This window comes from Marinomonas alcarazii (assembly GCF_003208215.1).
Lineage (GTDB): Bacteria > Pseudomonadota > Gammaproteobacteria > Pseudomonadales > Marinomonadaceae > Marinomonas > Marinomonas alcarazii.
Genome location: NZ_QKLW01000012.1, coordinates 80,976 through 100,686 on the forward strand (window position 1 = coordinate 80,976; position 19,711 = coordinate 100,686).

Sequence of the window (19,711 nt, forward strand, 5' to 3'; positions counted from 1 at the left end):
TCTGTAAAGACGAAGTGCAAAAAAAATATTACAGCTCAAACTATAGAGGTATTTTTCGGAGAAAGCATAGTAAACGCGAAAAATACCTCTAAATAGGCTTATCCAGCTTTTAACTCATCAAATGCGTTAATTGCATTCTGTCTAGCGGTTTTATAATCAATGATAGGGTCTGGGTAACCGCATTGCTTCCTTTGGCTCGGTTTCGGGTCATGTATAGATTTCGCATCTAGGTTTGCCAGTTCTGGAACAAAGCGGCGAATAAAGTCACCGTTTTTGTCATAGGTTTGAGATTGTCTAGTGGGGTTGAAAACACGAAAGTAAGGCGCGGCATCGCAGCCTGTCGAAGCGCTCCATTGCCAACCACCATTATTTGCGGCGAACTCACCATCAATCAGTTTGCTCATAAAGTACGCTTCACCTTTTCGCCAGTCTGCAAACATAAGTTTGGTGAAGAAACTCGCTGTTACCATTCTTAGCCGATTGTGCATCCAGCCTGTTTGGTTTAATTGTCTCATGGCGGCATCGACAATGGGAAAACCTGTTTTGCCTTCGCACCAGGCTTGGAATTCTGCATCATTGTTTCGCCAAATCAAGGCGTTAGTTTCCGCTTTGAACGGTTGGTGTTTAGACAAAAATGGAAAGTGCATCATTAACTGACGATAGAAATCTCGCCATGCGAGTTCTTTTAGCCACGTGCTGTCTTGCCAGCGTTTTTCTTCTTGGTTACAGGTATAGAAGATGGCTTCTAAGCATTGTCTTGGTCCCAAGGCACCCAGCGCTAAATAGGGCGATAAGGTGCTGGTGGCTGGTTCAATGGGATAATCTCTTGCTTCTTGGTAGTGGCGCTCTTTATGGTGACAAAACTGCCAAAGCTTTTGTTTAGCTGTGTCCTGATCTGCAGGCCATAAATCGTCTCTGAAAGTTTTCTCCCAAGCGAACTCGACATCAGGTTCTGGTAATGGATCGGCCTGTGGTTCTGGGGACTCAAGGGGGGTTGTGTCTTGTAGAGCTAACATGGTCACCCAACGGTTAAAAAAGGGGGTGAATACTTTAAATGGTGTTCCTTGTTGGCTCAGTACATCCTCTGGAACGATAAGATCAGCAGCTTGAACATGAGCGTGAATCTGATGTTTAGCGAGTTGTTCACAGACAGCGTGATCACGTTGTTGTTCGTGAACCGGCAGGTCGCGATTAAACCAAAGATGTTTTATTTGCTGACTGAGGCAAAATTGAGTGATGGCCTCTGGCAGCTGATTGAAACTATCTACCTCAAGAAAGTGCACGGGAATGCCAAGCTGTGCCAATGTTTTCGCTAGAGTTTTGATTAAACCAGCGCGTAAACCTGTTTTTGCATCCGACTCATTATGCTCTGCCCACTGTGCAGGTGTTGGTGTAATGAGTACGGCAAGCTGCGTATTTTGTGCACGAGCTTCCTTGGCGGCAAAGTGAAGTGCTGGATTGTCTAAGTGGCGCAAATCATTGCGCAACCATACTAGGTGTTCAACTTTCATGCTATTAGGTCACCTTAAACCGTATTACGGATGCCGAGAGGGGAAGGGTATGGGATGAAGTAACTCTGTTGGTTTATATAGTCACTGCCGTAATGCTTTAAGTAATGATGAAGTAGGGTGACAGGCGTGGCTAGATTAACTTCTCCACGGCGATATTGTTCCACCACTTCTAAAATGTCTTTGCGTACAGAGACATCCACGGCATGTTTTAGATAGCCAACTAAGTGCATCAATACGTTGCAATGATTTTTACGTGCCGCCGGTTTTGACAGGGTTGTCATGAGTATTTCAAAGTAAGCGGTTTTTAATTGCTCAATGGGGCGTGGATCATTGCCTGAAAGCATGCGGCCGAGTTTACGATAAATTGGCTGAGAATGAGCCATTACCATGTATTTATAGCGGCTATGAAAAGCGATAAGGTCTTTCATTTTTGCCTGTTCGCCCATGCTGTGACGGAAGTCGTGATGGGTGAACACACGCAACAAAAAGTTCTCCCGCAAAACAGGGTCATTCAAGCGACCGTCTTCTTCGACGGGCAATAATGGATAGCGTTGCTGAAGGGCTTTTGTAAAAAGTCCTGCACTGCGTTGCATATGAGGATGACCATTTTCCTGATAAACCTTAATACGCTCCATGCCGCAACTAGGGGATTTTTTCATCAAAATATAACCATCTAGATGAGACAGGTTTTCCAGATACTTATTCGACGCGGTCATAAATACCTCAGAAACATCTTCTTCCGAGTTCTTAGTAAATACCATTCTTGGTGAATCAGGATCACCTTCTAGGCGAAGCGTTGGGCGTGGTGTGCCAAATCCAGCAGCGACCTCAGGGCAAAACTTTTGATAGTCAAAATAATGACTGAGGATTTTGTCACAATAGTCCGAATGACTGTGCCCACCGTTGTAGCGGACATTATCTCCCAATAAGCAGGCGCTGATACCAACGGGAATCTTATGTGTTAGCTGATCTGGTGATGGTTGAGAGTGTGGCATAGGTTAATCCTCCAATAGACATCGTAGTGTCTATTCAGCATCTGTGATGTGGTGAATAAGAGACAATGCACTGAGTAATGCGCCTTCAGCATCACCTTGGCACAACCAGTCTCCAACAAGTCCGATGTTATTTTCTGGCGACCAAGCAAAGGGTTTATTGCCCTTGTGTTCGCTAAATCGGCTTAAGAACCAGCGGTGTGGTGCTCCGTGCTTTAATACTCTGTGCTCCGTGATTTCTGCGAAAGCTTTCAGCAAGGTTTGAGTGATCCATTCCTTATCTGAGTCTAGGTGTTGTTTACTCCATTCGGCCGTTGTTTGAATGACCCATCGATCTATCTTTTCACTATGGCGCATGGGCTTGTAATTGTCTTTTATCATGCGTTTGATTAAAGAATCTTTAGGTTCAATTAAGGCATTTAGATCGCATGGTTCTGTTTCTAGCCACATGGCCCACTGAGATTGATAAGAAGCGCTCGCTTGATTTGCTCTGAGTAACAATACCGCCAGTTGTTCATGGGTAGCCAATATGGATGCCGTTTGAGGGGCTGGTGCCGCAATGATGACCTTTCTAGCTATAACAACAGGTTGGTATTTATCGTCTCTTAATAGCCAGCTTGCCTGTTTATCGCCGTTTTGCGTTACTTGATCAAGATGGTGAATACGAGTGCTTGCGATAAAGTGAGCCTGTTGAATCCAGTGTCGAGTGATAGCGCTCATTTTAGGTGTGCCAACAAAGGCTTGTGCGTCACCTTGATTTAATTGTTTCCATGGCGCTGCAACTTGCTCCTTAGTGAGCTGTTGCAAGAGAGTAATAACATCAGAATGCTGGGCTAGGATAAAAGGAGTGCCTAGGTCACAGCTAGTATCATCTTCCAATCTTTTACTGCTGGCTCGACCGCCACTGCCACGGCTTTTGTCTATGATGCAGACGCTATGGCCTGATTGGGCTAACAAATGCGCACATAGGCTGCCTGCTAAGCCTGCGCCAATGATGGCGATGTCGAAGGCAGGTGTGTGTATTTGGTTAGCGGTTAATGTGCTCATAGTGTTTTTTCCAGTTAGTGCATTGTTTTCTTATACAATATAGAATCTTGTACAATAAAAGCAATTAAATTGTACAAAAAAATATTTGTATAGCTTTTTAAGGCTATATTAAGTTTAGGTCACAATGAGTAAATCACCTTGGGTGAACGATGATTTATTGGAAAAATGTATGAGTCAGTCAAAACAAAATGTGGAAGTGGAAAGTCTCAAACCATCTGAGCCTTTAGATGACGCTGTGCCGTTGGGCAGCGAGGCGTTTTTTCCTATTCGCGAATTATCACTAAAAACAGGTGTTAACTCTGTCACGCTGAGAGCTTGGGAGCGTCGTTATGGTTTACTAAAGCCAAAGCGAACCAATAAAGGGCATCGATTGTATGACCAAGGTGACGTACAGCGTGTTGAAGGGATTTTGCGTTGGATTCAGCAAGGGGTTGCTGTTAGTAAAGTGCGCGCCTTATTAGATCAAGGGGCTATGTTTGATGCTGTATCACCTTCGAATGAATGGCTGGCGTCTCAGGCGGCACTGGTGAAGGCGGCAGAAGCCTTTCAAGGTGAGAAAATAGAGCAAATGTATCAGCAAATATTTTCTCAGTACCCGGCCAATATTGCTGTACGAGATTGGCTGTTGCCTAGCTTCGAGCAGTTGGGAAAAGGGGCTGCCTTAGCGTTTTGTGAGTCGATTGTGCTGTCATGCTTAATGACTCGTCTAAATAGCTTTAAGGGGCAGCAGAAGAGCGCGCATAAAGTGCTGATTACAGGGCTATCGTCTCAGCGTAGCTTGTGGTGCTACATGGCAGCAGCCATGTTATTGGATAAAGGGTTGTCATGTTGCGTAGTGCCCAATGTACTGCAAAGTAATGACTGGTTTAGTTTAGTGGAAGGTGTTCAGGCTGCGTCAGTGTTGGTTTTTTGTGAAAGTGAATTGAATAACAAAGCAGCAGACTTGGTGTATCAAATGCAGCAATGGCAGCGCCCTGTTGCGGTAATTGGGGCGAGTTTTTGGTTAGCAGCCAATGAAAGCAATTTAAAGGATTCGCAGGATGTGAAGATCTATTCTGAGGCGTTTGAAGGCGTGAATGACTTCATAGAGCGGATCATCATTCCTGCTCCCAATGATTAAATGTAAAAAGCTATTAGATAGATATTAATAATATATTTTAATAATGAGTCTGGTTTCACTACTCTTTCTGTAATCGAAAAGAAGGAGATTCACCATGGCTAAAACAATGACTTTTGCAGTAATGCATTTTTCTATCGCGTTCTCTGTTGCTTACCTTATTACTGGGAGTTTGTTAGTGGGTGGCTTGGTCGCTATTGTAGAGCCTGCGATCAATACAGTTGCATTCTATTTCCATGAACTTGTGTGGAACAAACTTCAACAAGCAGACGTGGCTGCTGAGTTAAGTCAGACAATTCAGTCGGCGGGAGAAAATTATGCGCTTAGATCAATGTGATGTTTGGCGTATAGAAAAAGAAACCCCATTGGCACAGAGTACCAATGGGGTTATGACAACGAATGTTGTGATGGTTATTTCATTGGGTTGATCAAGAAATACAACACAATGGCTACAGCGATTGGCGCTGTAAATTTCATCGAGATATTCCACAATTTGAAAACAGCACTTGGAAGTTGCAGCTCATCTTGTGCGAACTTATCTTTTACGACCCAACCAGCAAACAATGCAATGAAGATACCGCCCAATGGAAGCATAATGTTTGCAGTGATGTAGTCGAAGAAGTCAAACGTGTTCTTGCCGAAGAAAGTCACATCAGACATAAAGCTAAATGAACCTAAACATGCGATGCCTAGAGCCCAAACAGTAATGCCTAAGCCAATTGCTGCTGTCATACGTTTTATCTTGAGGCGCTCGATCAAGAAGGCAACGGTTGGTTCCAGCAGGGAAATAGCGGAGGTCCATGCAGCTACGGCGATCAGGATAAAGAACAAAACACCAAACAATTGACCAAAAGCCATTTGACCAAAGGCAACAGGCAAAGAGATAAACATCAAACCTGGGCCAGCAGCAGGGTCCATTCCGTTCGAGAAAATAATCGGGAAGATGGCTAAGCCAGCGACCAAAGCAACGAGTGTATCCAAGCCACCGATAGCCAATACCGTTTTACCGATTGACGCATCCTTTGTCATATAAGAACCATACGCCATGATGGTGCCCATGCCCAAAGATAGGGTAAAGAATGAATGACCAAGTGCAACTAGCGCAGCATTCCAAGTCAATTTGCTGAAATCAAACTCGAACATGAAGTTCCAGCCTTGTGCAAAACCACCGGTTGTCATGGCATAGCCAAGCAAGATGATCAGTAGCACGAACAACGCTGGCATCATGATGCGAGTAGCTGTCTCTATACCTTTGTTAATGCCTGCTGCAACAACAGCAATAGACATAATGCTGAATAGAGTGTGCCAGCCAAGTAAAGTAGCAGGATCGGCAAGTAGTGCACCAAATGCAGAACCCGCTGCATCAGAAGTAACACCGATCATTTCACCTGTAAGCATTACTTTTATGTAATGAAGGACCCAACCACCCACAACAGAGTAAAAAGAGAAAATCAGTACGCCAGATAGCATGCCCATAAGGCCGATAATGCCCCATTTCTTTGTGCTTCCTGACTCTTCTGCGACATCCGCTAAAGCGTTGATAGGGTTCTTACGAGCACGACGGCCAATAAATACTTCTGCCATCATGATCGGAATACCAACCATCAATATGCAAGCTAAATAGACAAGAACAAATGCCCCGCCACCGTTTTCACCTGTGATGTAAGGGAATTTCCAAATATTACCTAAACCAACGGCAGAGCCTGTCGCCGCTAAAATGAAAATCCATCGGCTCGCCCACGAGCCTTGGATCGATGTTTTATTTTTCATAGTTATCTCTAAGTTATTGATATAAGTATATAAACAGCGTTCAGAGTCGGTTTTATTGCCAAGCCTTTGCTTCACTCTTTCGCTAGTTAATAGAAAGAGAATAATCAGCAGAACTCCGAATAGGGGCAGGATTTTCCGAATTTCAGTGCATTTATGCAACAAAAAAGATGTTTTTATTCTATTTTCACCTAATTTCGTGGAGTGACTGGGGCTTGCTTGAGCCATCGTCGGCGGCATAAATGTAACAAATGTTAGTTATGTAATGATTAGTTCTCTAAATAAAATGTAGCCAAGCACTTCATTTTAGGTATAATGATTAGACATCAAACTATTTTTGCAGTCTAAAAATGCTCAACTAATCTGCAAATCGCCTATATATCGTTTGTATTCGATATTTAATACTTTGATTTCTAATGGATGTAGTTATGGATTCAAAAAAAATAGTGTTATCAAAACCAACGGCAAAAGATGGAATGGCTGTGAATCTGCTGGTGGCGTCTTGCCCACCGCTGGATACCAACTCCGTTTATTGTAATTTGTTGCAAGCCAGTCACTTTAGCGAGACCTCGGTTGCTGCAAGTTTGGAGGATGGCGAACTGGTTGGTTTTGTCTCCGGTTATATCATTCCCAACCAATCGGATACTTTGTTTGTTTGGCAGGTTGCAGTTAGTGAGAAAGCTCGTGGTCAAGGGCTTGCTAAAAGAATGGTTTCATCACTACTTGAACGGTCTAGTTGTTCGGGTGTGCGTTACATCGAAACCAGTATTACAGCAGCGAATGACGGATCTTGGGCTCTGTTTCGCCGTCTTGCTGATCAGCTCAACGCGCCATTAGAAGAGTCAGTCATGTTTGATAAACAGACTCATTTTAACGGCTTGCATGATACCGAACACCTCGTTCGGATTGGTCCAATAGTCTTGTGATTTAAAAAGGTGTGACGCTTGAAAGCCAAGCTTTCGCTCTCAGCTTTTTGATCAAAAACAGTAATAAACTTAAAAGGATAATAGAACTATGAAAATTTTTGACGAAATCGAATCAGAAGTACAATCTTATGCTCGCTCTTTTCCTCGCGTTTTTAATCGCGCACTTGGTGCTCATTTGTTTGATGAAGAAGGCAATAAATACCTAGATTTCTTGGCTGGTGCCGGCACATTGAATTATGGTCATAACAACCCTGTCTTTAAAGAAAAGCTTGTTGAATACATCATGGAAGACGGTATTACACATGGCCTTGATTTACACACCAAAGCAAAAGGTGAATTTTTAGAGACCTTCAAAAAATATATTTTAGAGCCCCGTGGCTTGGAATATATGATGCAGTTTACGGGACCGACAGGGACTAACGCGGTCGAAGCAGCCCTTAAGCTGGCTCGTAATGTGACAGGTCGAGAAAATATTATTAGTTTCACTAACGGTTTCCACGGTTGTAGTTTGGGAGCCTTATCTGTAACAGGTAATTCTCATCACCGTGGCGCAGCGGGAACGACATTGGGTGGCGGTGTTTCTACCGTTCCTTTTGATGGCTATTTGGGGGATGGTATTGAAACAACAGAATACCTAGACAAAGTATTGTCAGACTCTAGTAGTGGTGTAGACACACCAGCCGCAGTTATCGTGGAAACGGTTCAAGGTGAGGGTGGTATTAATGTGGCAGGTTTTGAATGGCTACAGAATCTTGAAGCGGTTTGTAAAAAGCACGGTGTTTTATTAATTGTCGATGACATTCAAGCGGGGTGTGGTCGTACTGGTACTTTCTTTAGTTTTGAAGACGCTGGAATTAAACCAGACATTGTGACTATGTCGAAATCTTTGAGCGGCTATGGTTTGCCATTCGCAGTGGTTCTTATGCGTCCCGAACTTGATGAATGGAAACCAGGTGAGCACAACGGTACTTTCCGTGGTAATAATTTGGCCTTCGTAACGGCTAAAGTAGCGATTGAAACCTATTGGAAAGACGACGCGTTTGAGAAAGAAATCAAACGAAAAGGTGAATACATTCACCAGCGCACACAAGACATTGTTAATGAATTCGGCGAAGGTAATTTCGTTGTTCAAGGCCGAGGTATGATGCGTGGCATCAACTGCGTTAGCGGCGAATTGGCTGGCAAGATTACCAAGAAATGTTTCCAGAATGGTTTGATGATCGAAACATCTGGTGCCGATGACCAAGTAGTGAAGTTTCTTTGTCCTCTAATTATTAGTGATGAAGATCTAAAACAAGGTATCGATATTCTAGAACGTGCAATTCGTGATGTGTGTGCCAAGGAAGACGATATGCCAGAAGCAAAAAGCTACTTTGATGAGAACTATGACATTGCTGTTTAGTTCCCATTTGCTAAGAAAGGTAACCCAAAGAACTGCGGCCTAATTTTTGCGGTGGTTCTTATTACATGCTTGAGTGACGTAAATTGTAAGTTCAAAACCTCAAGCGTTATTCGATATTCGTTATCGAGATGTTAATCGATCTAACAAGATCATAAGGAGAAAAGAATGTTTGCACGTGATTTAGCCGAATGCGAAAAAACTGAGCGCCGAGTAGTGTCACCTGATGGTAACTGGGAAAGCACTCGTCTTTTATTAAAAGAAGACAATATGGGTTTTTCTTTTCACATTACGACTATCTATGAAGGCAAAGACTTTGATATGCATTATCAAAATCACCTCGAGTCTGTGTACTGCATTTCTGGAGAGGGTGAAGTTGAGAGCCGTGAAACAGGCCAAAAACACCATATAAAACCTGGTGTTGTTTATGTACTAGATAAACATGATGCACATACTTTGCGTGCTTTTAAAGAATTGAAATTGGCGTGTGTTTTTAATCCACCCATTACTGGTAAAGAAGTACATAACTCAGAAGGTGCTTACGAACTTCTAGATTGATGTGTCGAGCTTCTTCTTATATAGCGTAACTTAATTTTAGTGGTTACGTTATAGGAGTCGGTGCTGTTCTGCTCTTGGAGGTAGACGGCACCCAAACTTCTTTATATACAGCCGCATCTTATTGTCCTCCGATGTATTTTTCCTTAGGGCTAAATACAGAATCAATATAGCCTCAACAAAGAATATTCTGTCTGCGGTTTTATGCATTTAAAAATACGATTAATGCTTAAAATTTCCGCAACCTTATGACAATATAGCGGCAGTTTTAGACTCTGGTCGAAAATTTGCTTTCGGCCCATTGATGAATTGGGTAAATAATGGGACAACATACAGTTGAAAAAATTGGCGGCACGTCCATGAGTGACTACCGTTCAGTTAGAGACAATATCATTTTCAAGCCTACTCAAGTAAACAGCATGTATCAGCGTATTTTTGTTGTTTCCGCTTATGCAGGTATGACCGATAAGTTGCTAGAGCATAAGAAAACAGGTGATGCAGGTGTTTTCGCATTATTTGCTCAAGAGCGTAAGCAAAATAACTGGTTCCCAGCATTGCAAGATGTTCGCACCGCCATGTTAGAGGTCAATCATGCTTTGTTTGAAGAGGGTGAGCTGCGTGAAAAAGCAGATGCTTTTTTAAACAGCCGCTTGAAAGAAGCACAAGAATGCTTGGAAGATTTACACCGCCTTTGTCAGCACGGTCATTTCTCGATTAGTGAGCACCTTGCTACCGTACGAGAAATGCTTGCAAGTCTTGGCGAAGCGCACAGTGCTTGGAATACTGCGCATTTATTAAAACGCGATGGTGTAAATGCTGTTTTTGTTGACTTAACTGGCTGGAACAGCCCAAGTCACATGTCTCTTGATGAACGCATTGTTGACGCTTTTAAAGACATTGATTTGAGCAAAGAACTTCCGATTGCAACGGGTTACGCTCACAGTGAAACAGGTCTAATGTCTACGTTTGACCGTGGTTACAGTGAAATGACTTTTAGTCGAATTGCGGTTTTAACAAAAGCACATGAAGCTGTTATTCATAAAGAATTCCACTTGAGTAGTGCAGACCCGCGTTTAGTTGGTGAGAAAAATGCCGTGCCTATTGGCCGTACTAACTACGATGTTGCAGACCAGCTTGCGAACCTTGGTATGGAAGCGATCCATCCAAAAGCAGCGAAAGGCTTGCGCCAGAGCGGTATTTCATTACGCGTGAAAAACACCTTTGAGCCAGACCATACAGGTACATTGATTACAGGTGATTATGTCAGTGATGCGCCATGTGTAGAGATCATTGCGGGTTGTCGTGGTGTCTTTGCTGTGGAACTATTTGATCAAGATATGGCTGGTGATATCGATAAATTCGACGTGGACATTCTTAAAGTATTAAGACAGTTCCATGCTCACATTATCGCAAAAGACATTAACGCCAATACGATTACGCATTATTTGGCTATTAACCTGAAAACCTTGAAGCGAGTGATGAGAGTTCTGCACGAACGTTTTGCAGATGCTGAAATTACTCAGCGTAAGGTTGCTATTGTGTCTGCGATTGGTAGTGATATGAAAACCACAGGTATGTTGGCAAAAGCGGTTAAAGCGATCGCTGAGCAAGACGTTAACGTATTGGCTATGCACCAATCTATGCGTCAGGTAGATATGCAGTTTGTGGTTGATGAAGAAGATTACGAAAAAGCGATTTGCAGCCTGCACAAAGAATTGGTTGAAGTACATAACCACGGTAGTGCAATTTGCTTAGCGTCTTAGTTCGATAAGCTCAGACTTATCTATCTAGCCTATACCGAAAGCCCAAGTGTGAATTTTCACATTTGGGCTTTTTTATTGGCTAACTTTTGCTTTCTTATCGATGATTTTTAATCAAGAATCATTGTGAACTATGGGCTTGCCATTATTGAATTCGTCCATAGTGACTGCTTTGCTCACATAATAGCCTTGGCCATAATCGCACTGGAAGTTTGCTAACATTTTCCATTGTTCTCTGGTTTCGATGCCTTCTGCCAGCACTTTTATATTAAGCTTGTGTGCCATGGCAATAATCGCCTCAACAATTTTTCGGTCGTCTGGGTCGGATTCTAAATCCATAACAAAACTGCGATCAATTTTAAGTAGATTAACCGGAAGGTTTTTAAGCTGAGAAAGCGAAGAGTAGCCTGTTCCAAAGTCGTCTATGGCGATGCATATTCCCATATTTTTGAAGGTCTGCAGCAACTTTCTTGTTAAATGAACGTCCTCAAGAATAGATGTTTCAGTAATCTCGAAGCCAATAAGGTGTGCTGGTACTTGGTATTTTTCTAACAGGTCCTGCACCAAAACAACAAGGTGAGGGTCCGATAACTGGCGAGAGGCAAGGTTAATATGCAGCAGAATATCTGCTCTTTTTTCTATTCTCCGCTTTGCGATATAAGCGATGCTGTTTTCTAGTATCCAGTAGCCTAATTCAATAATTTTCCCTGTGCTTTCAGCCAAAGGTATAAAGTCATTGGGAAAGATGAGGCCTTTTTCCGGATGATTCCAGCGAATAAGCGCTTCGGCTCCCAAAATATGATTCGTATGCAAGTCAAATTGAGGTTGATAATACATTTCGAATTCATTTCTGAGTAGGGCAAGAGATAAGTCATTTTCTGCTTTCATGAGATTGTGCGTATTAACTTTCATGTTCTCGCTATAGAAGGAGAACTGATTTTTCCCCAGCAACTTGGCTTGATACAACGCCATGTCAGCATTTTGCATGATACTAACTAAGTCATCACCGTGTTCAGGAATCTTTGCAATGCCTAAAGAGGTACTTAATAGGTATTCTCGATTATCCATTTTTATGGGAGCGCGGATGCTTTGTAGGATGCGGTTGGCATGTTCTTCAATTTGATGCTCGCTACTTACTTCACCTAAGAATATTCCGAACTCATCTCCCCCTAAACGGGCTACTAGATCGGATTGTCCTTTCAGCTTAGTTAATCTTTCACCAACAATAATGAGAACTTGGTCCCCAACATCATGACCTATCGTATCGTTAATGCGTTTGAAATTATCAAGGTCAAAATATATAAACGCAGAAGTCCTTTTATGCTTTTGATTGTGCTGTAAAACGTTAGGTAAATTGTTTTGTAAAAAACGTCGGTTTGGAAGTCCTGTTAAGGGGTCTTTATTCGCGAGGTCTTGAAGCTCTGCTGTTTTTTCTTTAACAAGCGTTCTAAGTTTTAAGGGCTGGATTAATATCGCGTACAGTGCGATGGCCAGCAATAGTGAAACGATAAGGCTCACTGCATAGCCTGTTACTCTTCTTTGATCTAGATCCTTATCAAGTGCTTTGCTAATTTTTAATGTCCATGTTCCGACTGGGAGAACAAGCTCGGTGGATGCTTGGATGTCAGAAAGGGGGGCAAGGGAGCTTGATAGGGTTATCGTATCCTTTGTTGCCGCATGTTTTCTTGATAAGTTGTATTGGTAGCCTTCGCTTTCAAGGCGTTTTAATTGTGTTGCTTCGAGTAAATCGTCTAAATAAATGACCGCAGAGGCGAAGCCCCAAAAAAGCTCTCGTTGCGTGCCTTTATTAAGAAAAATTGGCGCACGGCTGATAACGGCAACACCACCTTGCACTAATGCTACTGGACCTATGACGAACATCCGATGATTCTGAATAGATAGCATCGCTTCTTTTTCAAAACCTGGTGTTGATATGATGTTAAAACCTATGGCGCTTTCATTGCCTTCTATAGGATAGATGTCTGAAATAATGCCGTCAGGTGCAAGCTGGAGGTTTGCAATACCGCCAATAGAATCGATCAGCTTATGTGCATAATTAGGAAACCATTCTCCATCGCCACCATTTTGTTCTACTTCATAAGCGAGAATTTGTGCCGAAGTAAAGGCTGCAGACAGGCGTCTTTCCAGAACGGATGCTTGGGTACGAGACAGTCCGCTTAGAAGTGACTGATGTTGATTGATAATGGATTTATTTGTTGATTGAGTCCAATAAGCCCCAAAAGACGCAATGGCGAAGAAAGCAATCAGGGAGAAAAATAAGGCGGAAGGTTGCTTAAACTCTGCTTTTTTCAAGGATTGATCCTTTCTTGGCAAATTACTGAATATGCAAAAATCATACACATAAACTTTTACAGGGTATTTAATCTTTTTGTAAAAGAATGCGCTGTTGGGTAACTATGTAAAAAATGAATCGATTTATAAACACCATAGGTTAGGGGGAAATAGCGTTAAAGAATAAAAAAAGCCACGCTATTTCTGCAAAATAACGTGGCTTCAATTAATGCTTCATGTATTTATGCTAGTGCTAAAAATACGCCAGCAATAGCAATGATACTGCCAGTTAGGCGCGTCACGATAGGCGCTTGAAAACGCGCAACACCCATACCAAAGCCGATACCTGCAACATGTAACAATGCCGTAGCAGCAGCAAAGCCCAAAGCATATTCTGCACCATTAGCGTTTAGAGGCATTTCTAAGCCATGCGCAGCGCCATGAAATAGTGCAAACAATCCGGCAATACCAGCACAAGTCGCAACAGAGAAGCGCGCCGCACCGACTAACAATGCACCCATTAGGATGACAGATAAGACAATACCTTGCTCAATGAAAGGGACTTGCACACCAGCAACGGCTAGACCGCCACCAACCAACATAGTACCAACAAAAGCCGCAGGCACAGCCCACAACGCACGACCGCCAAGGCTAGCTGCCCAAAGACCAATAGCTAACATAGCCAATAAATGATCCAAACCACCCATAGGGTGCATGAAGCCGGTCATAAAACTGGTTGTGTGTTCATGTCCTGGGTGAGCAGATGCAAGAGCTGGTATTGCGGCAACAAGTGCGGCTAATGCCATTTTAAGCGAAGATAAACGCATGGTGTCGTCTCCAAAATAGATAAATATGAATAAGACCTTACGAAATGGTCTTCTCGAAACCACCGCTCTTGCGGCTGGAAGCGGAGATTCTAACATACCCACAGAGAGGGTAAATTGAATGATGTTGCCAATAGGTAACGAAATATTCAGCTTCTAACAAAATATGGTGGTAAATTAACCGATATTTTTGTCATTGCTCAGTTAGGAAAACGCTTGTCATTGAAACACTTGGAAATTACAGTCATTGGCAGCTTGTTTCTTACCATGTGTGGTGGGAGATTGCAGAGTAATCAATAAAAATAATAGGGGCGTATGTATGGCGAGTGGTTGGGCGCAAGATGGCGCGGTGCAAGATCAAATAGACGCAACAGTTGACTCCGAAGTTGAGCGTGCAAAAAACAGTATGCCAAAAGGTGAGAGTCTGACTCATTGTGAAGAATGTGATGCGGCAATTCCTGAGCCGCGGCGCAAAGCCATTCAGGGAGTACGTTTGTGCATTCAATGCCAGTCCGAGCAAGAGAAGAAAGGCCGTTCTGCTTTGTATAATAGAGCGGGCAGTAAAGACAGTCAGCTAAGATAAGATCCGTAAGTTACTTTCTTTTGTTTCATTGATCTAAATACCAGTGTTATTCACTGAATCTGCGTATTTGCCGTCGAATTTTTCCTGCTTGATCTCCCTCAATATGATAAGGTTTCGCCTATCAAAAAGGGTGGTTTGACCATGGGTCTGACGCTCTGTTTCTTTTAGAATAAATAAGGATGAGCTTGTGGCAGACACTTACTCAACAGAAGTAAATAAATTAGAGAAACTACGTGCAGCTTGGTTGCCAGCGGTAGAGTTTCTTTTTGGCGAAGCCGTTGAAGAAGCCAAGTTTGATGGTTTCGAAGTCAATGATGACATTGCCAAACCAAATGCTGTATTTGAACATGCCGATGAGCCGTATCGTTACAAAATCCAAATGCCAGCTCGAGTATTCAGCAACGATGTGATGTTGCTGGCGGATGTAATTCAAGAAATGGTTCGTGGTCAATATCCTGTTGGCTTTGAAGGCGCGCAAACCCCAGCTCTATGTGAGGGTGTTGCCGTGTTTGGCGCTGTTACCGCCATTAAGCAAGTCTTTGGAGAAGAGTCCGTTGACTCTTATTTGAATGCACTCAAAGAGCAGGCATTCCCTTACTATGATGCGTTTTCTTATGTGGCAGTTTTGTTGGCGGAAGACCCACAAGCGATCAAGAAACTGCGTGGTGTTCAGCCTTACTTGTACAAGGTAGAAAGAGCCGATTTTGAGGCTGCGCAAGTAGAAATAGATCGTAAAATCAAAGATATTCTCTTGCTGGCGTTTCGCGCTTAATAAATGCATGACTTCGAATAGAAACAAAAATGCCGCTTTTAAGCGGCATTTTTATGGCTGTTGTTCTAAACGAATAACATTAGCCTTTTAATTCAGACAGCTCTTCACTGAACCAAATTTTGCGTTTAAAACGAGGGTTCTTAGACGACATATCGATCTTGTAAGGGTTCGGCTCGTGAGTTTGCGGCAAATCAAGGATGTTGCAAAGCTCTTGAGCAAGCCATTTCTCTACCTTAAGTACGACCATTTTTTTACGCAGACGGCCTTGCTCATCGCGGTTCAAAATCGTTGGTAAGGTATTTAGTGTCAGAATCTCGCCAATCGCTGGATGCGCCATACGTTCACGACCTTCATCGCTGGCATAAAAATGCGATACCGCAAACACCATGCGTTCAGGATTGATCTGCTGTAAGAACTGGCAAGATTTCACAACAGTCGAGCCCGTGCGAACCATGTCATCAAACAACACAATACTCGCGCCGTCTAGACCGTCAAAAGTGTGCTCGCTTTCTTTGTGAAGGGTAATTTCTACTTTGCGTTCAGCGGTGCGATCTTTATCAAGCATGATGAATTTTGCTTTGCTAAGGCCCAGTGTTCTGAACATTTCTTTAACAAAATCGCGAGCGCCTTTATCTGGAGCACAAAGAACAAGCCCTTCGCCGTCTTCGCCGTAGTTTAAGATGTTTGAGTTTAGTAAGTAGTGGGCGTATATCTCATAAGGGATTAGGTTGTGGAAATCGCCTTCGAATACATCATTAAAGATTTTTTGCACAGAGTCAGAGTGGTTGTGGATGGTCATTACCGTATCCACACCAGACAGTTTTAGCAGTTGAGCGTAAAGCTTGGCAGTGAATGGTTGGCCGTCGAATTTTTTAATATCGTTGATATCTCTATCAAAACTGGTTTCACCTAAGCTTTTATGAGGACCACGGTCTTGTGCACTATAGAATAGATCTGGCTCAACCAGAATAACGCGATCAGCACCGTTTTCTTTCGCAGCACGGGCGATTATTAAATTTGACATAGCCAATTCTTGGCGGCTTTTTACATGACTGCCAGTACTGACGATAACGACAGCTTTACCCTTAAGTTTGCGGCCAATGTTTTCAAAATCCGCTTCGTCAGAAATAAAACGAGGGCAAAATTCAGAGTTCATGAATTGCTTCATACTGATCAGATCAGCGATGTCTTCATGCTGGCCCATTGCATAGGCAACATCAATAGCAAAGGGATTATCAGAAGAGTTACTAACAACTACGACATTAGTTGACTGACTGGTCGACAAAGTCATGAGGTTTCCTTAACTAAGGGTATGGGAATTTGCGCTGATTTTAATACTTGTGGGCGTATTTCGATAGGGCAGATTGAGGAAAAAAGCATTTTTATGTCGATCTAATCAAGTCTTGCTTTTTCTTTAACCAAAAATGAGAGGAAATTTTCGATATATTACCAGTGGTGATAATTGTTCTCAGTTCTACTTAACCTCTGTAAATGCCTTATTTAAGCGAAATTTGTGGGATAAATAAGTTGGTGTAGTTGGTGGTGAATGGTTCCAGATAGCTTTTAAGGTCGCCACCGTGGCAGGGCCATATAACTCCGCAGGGACACCCACAGAATTCAGCCAATTAGCAATCCAAGGATTAAGTGGATTATCATCGAAACCGAAAAAAGTCATATCATCCGTCGCACTCAATTCTGTTTCTTGCACTCGCCTGTAGGCACCGAACGCAAGCATATCGCTCAGGCATAAAATGACTTCTGGTCTTTCAGCCATGTTCAATATGTTTCCCATGCACTGATAGCCAACTTCAAGATGATTTAAGCCTTCTGCGTGAGCATGGGGGATTTGATCAGAGTGAATACCTGCCTTTGCTAGGCGATCGAGTAAGCCTCTGCGCCTTTCTTCCGCAGCGGTTTGATCAAGTGAGGCATGAATAATAGCGATGTTTTTTTTGCCATGTTGAAGCAACAATTCAGCAACGTCCACACCTGCTTGATAATTATCGATGCCAACATAAAGTGCACTTTCTTGGTCTGGTGCGGGGCGATTAACAAAAACAAAGGTCATGTCACTGTTGCGATAATCCGTTAATAGCGGGCTTTGAACCGCGCCGACAATGACCACCGCTCGAGCGAGCTGAGCACGCATTTCTAGAAGATATTCATCTTGTATGTCCGCCTCTTGATGGGTGTCGCACAATGACATTATGAAGCCTTCGTCTCTTAGTGCCCATTCGATCGATGACGCGATAGCCGACATGGTAGGGTTAGCCAAACTGGCGGCCAAGACGCCAACCATACGGCTTTCCTGGCACCTTAATGCTCTACCAATACTTGCAGGTCGGTAACCAAGCTCAGCCACAGATTTTTTGACTTGAAGGATCGTTTGTTCTGACGCCTTGTTGGTAATTCCGTTGATAATTCGAGAGGCGGTTGCCGTCGAAACATTGGCATGAGCAGCGACCATCGCTAAAGACACTCTTTTATTCGATGTGTTTTTTTGCTTTCTGCGCGGAGCTGATGGCATGTCTCTTCCTTGGGATAAAGGCATTAAAGAGCCAAGATTTTAGCCTTGATTGATAGTGGCAACAAGCAAGTTACTGATCTTGCTGTTATTAGGTGTGCTTTCGCTCTTGAGCGAAGTGTAATGACGTGGTTATACTTATTTGGTTAATCGATTAACCCAATAATGTTTAAACATTCAATATAATAAAGATAATAAGGACTGTTGTTATGAAAAATAAGCAAATGACACGTTACGCTGCTGCGTTACTTGTGGCGTCTTGTGTTCCATTTTCTGCGGTACAAGCTGAAAATAGAATTGATATTATCCGAGCGGATGCCCCTGAATTAGCGGCTTATGGCGAGCAGACCGTTGGTGTTAGGCAAATAGATTTCATTCATAAAAACCAAATTGATGTTTTAAACACCCCAAGAGACAGAAAAGAAAGTGATGCATTCCCTTACTATGATCGCCCATTAACGGTTGAGGCTTGGTATCCAGCACAAGCTAATTCGAAAGGCTCTCAGGTGTTAAAGGTTTTTGCACGAGACGGTAAAACAGAAATTGAGCTACATGGCCAAGCGATTCTAGATGCTGAGCCAGCTAAGGTAAAAACCGCCTTTCCGCTGGTTATACTTTCCCATGGTTACCCAGGTAATCGCTTCTTAATGGCTCCGATAGCTGAGAATATTGCCTCAAAAGGTTATGTGGTTGTTGCTATTGATCATACAGAGTCAACTTATAGAACCGTATCAGACATTAGTTCAAGCATTGTTAACAGAACCAAAGATCAGTTGTTTATTTTGGATCAAATTAGTCAATTGGCGAAAGATAAATCTTCCTTCTTATATAACCTAGTGGATACCAATAATACTGGCATTATCGGCTATTCAATGGGCGGTTATGGAACCGTTGTGACGGTTGGCGGTGGTTTAACCTCATATGGTGTTAAGAAAAACGAAGGTTTTTTTTCCACGCCTAGTGGCACGCTAGATCAGTATTTAAGTGGCAGTGATGAATACCTCGCTTTGGCTGATGAGCGTATTAAAACGGCTGTTACCTTTGCTCCAGCTGGTATGAATAATGGTTTTATGGATGCTGAAACCGCTAAGGGAATTCGTGTTCCTATGCTGTACATAGCAGGGTCGGTAGACGACGTTGTTGGTTATGAAGACGGAGTGCGGGCTTTATGGAAAGCGTCAACCAGCGTTGATCGTGCTTTATTGACGTTTGACTACGCTAACCACAACGCGGGGGCACCGATGGCGCCGCCAGCTGAAATGTATAAAGTGGACCCAGAGTTAGGCTTCAACTTGTCTATGCATTACCTCGACCCTGTTTGGGATAATGTGCGTATGAACAATGTTTCTACCCATTTCATTACGGCTTGGTTAGGTCAGTATTTGAAGCATGATGATGCAATGTCAGGCTATTTAGATTTAGTGCCGCATTCTAATGAAGGCACTTGGGGGGATGGTGAGGATAGCGCCAACCACACTTACTGGAAGGGCTTTCCTAATAGAACAGCCAGCGGTCTAAGGTTTGAAACGCTAAAAGCACAATAGCATGAATAAATGAGGCAAAAGCCCGAAAGCCAATTACTGACTTTCGGGCTTTTTAATTTACGTGCTTTTGCCATAACGCGACAGGCATGTTTTTAGAA

17 protein-coding genes are annotated in these 19,711 nt (G+C 42.9%); 9 read left to right on the forward strand and 8 right to left on the reverse strand.

From position 1 onward, the window contains the following. Positions 1–98: 98 nt before the first annotated feature. Genes phrB through DFP75_RS17360 form a run of 3 tightly spaced genes read right to left on the reverse strand, consistent with a single transcriptional unit; the run spans position 99 to position 3,550 of the window. The gene (gene phrB / locus DFP75_RS17350; protein WP_110577316.1) at positions 99–1,511 is read right to left on the reverse strand and encodes a deoxyribodipyrimidine photo-lyase; all 1,413 of its coding nucleotides are present in this window, start codon (positions 1,509–1,511) and stop codon (positions 99–101) included. 14 nt (positions 1,512–1,525) lie between these two features. Then, positions 1,526–2,506, reverse strand: a complete 981-nt coding sequence (locus DFP75_RS17355; protein ID WP_110577317.1) for a YbgA family protein — start codon at positions 2,504–2,506, stop codon at positions 1,526–1,528. Positions 2,507–2,536: 30 nt separating this feature from the next. After that, positions 2,537–3,550, reverse strand: a complete 1,014-nt coding sequence (locus DFP75_RS17360; protein WP_110577318.1) for an NAD(P)/FAD-dependent oxidoreductase — start codon at positions 3,548–3,550, stop codon at positions 2,537–2,539. A 169-nt stretch (positions 3,551–3,719) separates the two neighbouring features. Here DFP75_RS17360 and DFP75_RS17365 point away from each other — a divergent pair, with 169 nt between their 5' ends. Further along, entirely contained in the window at positions 3,720–4,670 is a 951-nt protein-coding gene (locus DFP75_RS17365; protein WP_245927091.1) for a MerR family transcriptional regulator, read from the forward strand. A 94-nt stretch (positions 4,671–4,764) separates the two neighbouring features. Continuing rightward, positions 4,765–5,004 carry a DUF2061 domain-containing protein gene (locus tag DFP75_RS17370; protein ID WP_110577319.1) on the forward strand — a complete coding sequence of 80 codons (240 nt, stop codon included), beginning with the start codon at positions 4,765–4,767 and terminating at the stop codon, positions 5,002–5,004. 74 nt (positions 5,005–5,078) lie between these two features. Here DFP75_RS17370 and DFP75_RS17375 read toward each other — a convergent pair whose 3' ends face one another. Then, entirely contained in the window at positions 5,079–6,437 is a 1,359-nt protein-coding gene (locus DFP75_RS17375) for a sodium-dependent transporter (protein ID WP_110577320.1), read from the reverse strand. 425 nt (positions 6,438–6,862) lie between these two features. Here DFP75_RS17375 and ectA point away from each other — a divergent pair, with 425 nt between their 5' ends. The 4 genes from ectA (at position 6,863) to DFP75_RS17395 (ending at position 11,077) form a co-directional block, all read left to right on the forward strand. Next, on the forward strand, positions 6,863–7,360 hold the full coding sequence (ectA, locus tag DFP75_RS17380; RefSeq protein WP_245927092.1) for a diaminobutyrate acetyltransferase: 498 nt from the start codon (positions 6,863–6,865) through the stop codon (positions 7,358–7,360). An 88-nt stretch (positions 7,361–7,448) separates the two neighbouring features. Then, the gene (gene ectB, locus DFP75_RS17385) at positions 7,449–8,762 is read left to right on the forward strand and encodes a diaminobutyrate--2-oxoglutarate transaminase (protein ID WP_110577322.1); all 1,314 of its coding nucleotides are present in this window, start codon (positions 7,449–7,451) and stop codon (positions 8,760–8,762) included. Between the two features lie 165 nt (positions 8,763–8,927). Beyond that, positions 8,928–9,317: an ectoine synthase gene (locus DFP75_RS17390; protein ID WP_067013657.1), complete on the forward strand. Its 390-nt coding sequence runs from the start codon at positions 8,928–8,930 to the stop codon at positions 9,315–9,317. A 317-nt stretch (positions 9,318–9,634) separates the two neighbouring features. Beyond that, the gene (locus DFP75_RS17395; protein ID WP_110577323.1) at positions 9,635–11,077 is read left to right on the forward strand and encodes an aspartate kinase; all 1,443 of its coding nucleotides are present in this window, start codon (positions 9,635–9,637) and stop codon (positions 11,075–11,077) included. A gap of 111 nt (positions 11,078–11,188) precedes the next feature. Here DFP75_RS17395 and DFP75_RS17400 read toward each other — a convergent pair whose 3' ends face one another. Both DFP75_RS17400 and DFP75_RS17405 read right to left on the reverse strand, forming a co-directional pair. Further along, positions 11,189–13,387, reverse strand: a complete 2,199-nt coding sequence (locus DFP75_RS17400; protein ID WP_110577324.1) for a bifunctional diguanylate cyclase/phosphodiesterase — start codon at positions 13,385–13,387, stop codon at positions 11,189–11,191. A gap of 221 nt (positions 13,388–13,608) precedes the next feature. After that, positions 13,609–14,193: a HupE/UreJ family protein gene (locus DFP75_RS17405; protein WP_110577325.1), complete on the reverse strand. Its 585-nt coding sequence runs from the start codon at positions 14,191–14,193 to the stop codon at positions 13,609–13,611. A 316-nt stretch (positions 14,194–14,509) separates the two neighbouring features. Here DFP75_RS17405 and DFP75_RS17410 point away from each other — a divergent pair, with 316 nt between their 5' ends. Both DFP75_RS17410 and DFP75_RS17415 read left to right on the forward strand, forming a co-directional pair. Then, positions 14,510–14,773, forward strand: coding sequence for a DksA/TraR family C4-type zinc finger protein (locus DFP75_RS17410; RefSeq protein WP_110577326.1), 264 nt, complete (start codon positions 14,510–14,512; stop codon positions 14,771–14,773). Positions 14,774–14,960: 187 nt separating this feature from the next. Then, positions 14,961–15,545, forward strand: a complete 585-nt coding sequence (locus DFP75_RS17415) for a hypothetical protein (RefSeq protein WP_110577327.1) — start codon at positions 14,961–14,963, stop codon at positions 15,543–15,545. A gap of 79 nt (positions 15,546–15,624) precedes the next feature. Here the strand turns inward: DFP75_RS17415 and DFP75_RS17420 are convergent, their stop codons facing one another. Continuing rightward, positions 15,625–16,836: a phosphoribosyltransferase family protein gene (locus DFP75_RS17420; protein WP_110577328.1), complete on the reverse strand. Its 1,212-nt coding sequence runs from the start codon at positions 16,834–16,836 to the stop codon at positions 15,625–15,627. A 183-nt stretch (positions 16,837–17,019) separates the two neighbouring features. Beyond that, positions 17,020–18,072, reverse strand: coding sequence for a LacI family DNA-binding transcriptional regulator (locus DFP75_RS17425; protein WP_110577329.1), 1,053 nt, complete (start codon positions 18,070–18,072; stop codon positions 17,020–17,022). 206 nt (positions 18,073–18,278) lie between these two features. Here DFP75_RS17425 and DFP75_RS17430 point away from each other — a divergent pair, with 206 nt between their 5' ends. Next, positions 18,279–19,613, forward strand: coding sequence for an alpha/beta hydrolase family protein (locus DFP75_RS17430; RefSeq protein WP_175404954.1), 1,335 nt, complete (start codon positions 18,279–18,281; stop codon positions 19,611–19,613). Positions 19,614–19,711 lie beyond the last annotated feature (98 nt).

Bases quoted from the DNA above. Each gene is read 5' to 3' on its own strand.
- DFP75_RS17395 (WP_110577323.1), top strand. From the start codon at position 9,635: ATGGGACAACATACAGTTGAAAAAATTGGCGGCACGTCCATGAGTGAC.
- ectB (WP_110577322.1), top strand. From the start codon at position 7,449: ATGAAAATTTTTGACGAAATCGAATCAGAAGTACAATCTTATGCTCGC.
- DFP75_RS17430 (WP_175404954.1), top strand. From the start codon at position 18,279: ATGAAAAATAAGCAAATGACACGTTACGCTGCTGCGTTACTTGTGGCG.
- DFP75_RS17420 (WP_110577328.1), bottom strand. From the start codon at position 16,836: ATGACTTTGTCGACCAGTCAGTCAACTAATGTCGTAGTTGTTAGTAAC.
- DFP75_RS17425 (WP_110577329.1), bottom strand. From the start codon at position 18,072: ATGCCATCAGCTCCGCGCAGAAAGCAAAAAAACACATCGAATAAAAGA.
- DFP75_RS17405 (WP_110577325.1), bottom strand. From the start codon at position 14,193: ATGCGTTTATCTTCGCTTAAAATGGCATTAGCCGCACTTGTTGCCGCA.
- DFP75_RS17390 (WP_067013657.1), top strand. From the start codon at position 8,928: ATGTTTGCACGTGATTTAGCCGAATGCGAAAAAACTGAGCGCCGAGTA.
- DFP75_RS17410 (WP_110577326.1), top strand. From the start codon at position 14,510: ATGGCGAGTGGTTGGGCGCAAGATGGCGCGGTGCAAGATCAAATAGAC.
- DFP75_RS17375 (WP_110577320.1), bottom strand. From the start codon at position 6,437: ATGAAAAATAAAACATCGATCCAAGGCTCGTGGGCGAGCCGATGGATT.
- DFP75_RS17365 (WP_245927091.1), top strand. From the start codon at position 3,720: ATGAGTCAGTCAAAACAAAATGTGGAAGTGGAAAGTCTCAAACCATCT.
- DFP75_RS17355 (WP_110577317.1), bottom strand. From the start codon at position 2,506: ATGCCACACTCTCAACCATCACCAGATCAGCTAACACATAAGATTCCC.
- ectA (WP_245927092.1), top strand. From the start codon at position 6,863: ATGGATTCAAAAAAAATAGTGTTATCAAAACCAACGGCAAAAGATGGA.
- DFP75_RS17370 (WP_110577319.1), top strand. From the start codon at position 4,765: ATGGCTAAAACAATGACTTTTGCAGTAATGCATTTTTCTATCGCGTTC.
- DFP75_RS17360 (WP_110577318.1), bottom strand. From the start codon at position 3,550: ATGAGCACATTAACCGCTAACCAAATACACACACCTGCCTTCGACATC.
- phrB (WP_110577316.1), bottom strand. From the start codon at position 1,511: ATGAAAGTTGAACACCTAGTATGGTTGCGCAATGATTTGCGCCACTTA.